At 59.8% G+C, this 1802-nt stretch carries 3 protein-coding genes and 1 tRNA gene; 3 read left to right on the plus strand and 1 reads right to left on the minus strand.

All coding sequences use genetic code 11. The features are described from left to right. On the plus strand, window positions 1-185 hold a 185-nt coding region (locus AB4Z11_RS30685; protein WP_442029816.1), incomplete at its 5' end, for a fumarylacetoacetate hydrolase family protein. Here AB4Z11_RS30685 and AB4Z11_RS30690 read toward each other — a convergent pair. Beyond that, window positions 182-1006 (minus strand): SIR2 family NAD-dependent protein deacylase, encoded by an 825-nt coding sequence (locus tag AB4Z11_RS30690; RefSeq protein WP_442029818.1) that lies wholly within the window; start codon window positions 1004-1006, stop codon window positions 182-184. The two genes, AB4Z11_RS30685 and AB4Z11_RS30690, sit on opposite strands and share 4 nt — an antisense overlap. A gap of 64 nt (window positions 1007-1070) precedes the next feature. Here AB4Z11_RS30690 and AB4Z11_RS30695 point away from each other — a divergent pair. Together AB4Z11_RS30695 and AB4Z11_RS30700 are read left to right on the plus strand one after the other, a co-directional pair. Next, window positions 1071-1147 (plus strand) — tRNA-Pro (locus tag AB4Z11_RS30695). Between the two features lie 85 nt (window positions 1148-1232). Further along, entirely contained in the window at window positions 1233-1682 is a 450-nt protein-coding gene (locus AB4Z11_RS30700) for an FKBP-type peptidyl-prolyl cis-trans isomerase (protein WP_442029820.1), read from the plus strand. The last annotated feature ends 120 nt before the right edge of the window (window positions 1683-1802 follow it).

Below are 1802 nucleotides of genomic sequence, written 5' to 3' on the forward strand. Positions count from 1 at the left end.
GCCACGTGACGCATCTGATCTGGTCGATCAGCGAAACGATCGCCAATCTGTCCACACTGTTCAAACTGGAACCGGGCGACCTGATTTTCAGCGGCACTCCGGAAGGTGTGGGCGCGGTTCAGCGCGGACAGACCATGGTGGGCCGGGTTGAAGGCCTGTCCGGCATCGCGGTCAAATACGTTTAATCCATTGCGGTGGCGATGGCGCGCAAGCCTTCCAGCGCGCCCGCTGCCAGTCCTACATCGAGCTTGCCCGATACCTGCGGCTCGCGGGGATTGATGCGGATTAGCCGTCCGCCACGCGCCACCACCTGCTGGCTGAAATAGCGGACCGATGGAATCGCCGTGCCCGCGCCCAGCTCAACTACCAGCGGACGTTCTACATTCTCCAGCCAGCGCTCCAGGCGCTCGGCCTGCTGCGCGCTGCGCCGCTCCAGCCAGTCGCCATCGCCAAACATCAGGATATTCGGCCGCGCCAGGCCGCCGCAGTGCGGGCAATGGGGCGGCGTGTTCAGAAGCCGGCAGGCATTGCTGTCCACGTCCGGCGTGAATGCTTCCGCGCTCCAGATGTCGTTGCAGCAGGGCTGCATGCACTGCAGGTGATGAATCGAGCCATGGCATTCGTAGACGCGGTCGAAGCCCGCTTGCTGAAAATGTCCATCCACATTGCTGGTGAAGACGGACACGCCATGCGCCATCGCCTCGCCCCATTCGCGCAGCATGCGGAAGCCGTCATGCGGTACCGTGTGCCGATAAAGCGAGAGCCGGTGGCCATAGAAACCCCAAGCCAGCGCGGGATCGCGGCGGAAGGTCGCAGGCGAGGCTACGCGCGTGAATTCCATCTGCGCCTTGCCGAGGGCAGGGTAGGCTTGCCAGAAGCCCTGGTTGCCGCGGAAGTCCGGCAGGCCAGAGTCCACGCCCATGCCCGCACCGGCAGCCACAATCAGCCCATCCGCCTGCTGGATGAGTTCAGAAGCCTGCAAAATCAGGGCGGTATCGATCATCATGCATATAGTATGGTGCAAGGTTGGCAAAAATTGAATATGCTCTGCTATAATCCGTGGCTCGAGTCGGGGCGTAGCGCAGCCTGGTAGCGTACCTGCATGGGGTGCAGGGGGTCGGAAGTTCGAATCTTCTCGCCCCGACCATTTGAATCAAGAGCTTAGGTCAATCTTCGGATTGGCCTTTTTCGTTTCTGGCGGATCTATTTACCCACTCATGCGAGATATTCATTTGAAAAAGCTGCTTTCCTATTCCGCCGTTGCACTGACCCTGGCCCTTGCCATGTCCGCCTGCAAGCGCAATGAGCCGACGGCTCCAGCTTCGTCCGAGGCAGCTCCGGCGATTTCCCTGCAAAAAATTGATACCGTGGCTGGCACTGGCAAGGAGGCGACCGCCGGCTCTATCGCTGTAGTCAATTACACGGGCTGGCTGTATGAGCCGAAGGCTGAGTCGCAGCATGGCGCCCAGTTTGATTCGTCGGTAGGGCGTTCGCCGTTCAGTTTCAAGGTCGATGGCGGCCAGGTCATCAAGGGCTGGGACGTGGGCGTACAGGGCATGAAAGTGGGCGGAAAGCGCACGATTATTGTGCCGGCGGAGATGGGCTACGGCGCTGACGGTATCGGCCCGATTCCACCGAACGCGAACCTGATCTTTGATGTTGAGCTACTGGACGTTCAGTAAGAATTGAAGGGCTACAGTTTTTGGACTGTAGCCCTTTTTTCCCTCAAGGGCTTACTTTGCTTCCAGCGCAGCCTTGATGATGAACTTTGCCACTTCTTCCGGCTGCGAGATGTGCAAGGC

Origin of the sequence: Pseudoduganella sp. RAF53_2 (genome assembly GCF_052113985.1) — a bacterium.
GTDB lineage: Bacteria > Pseudomonadota > Gammaproteobacteria > Burkholderiales > Burkholderiaceae_D > Rugamonas.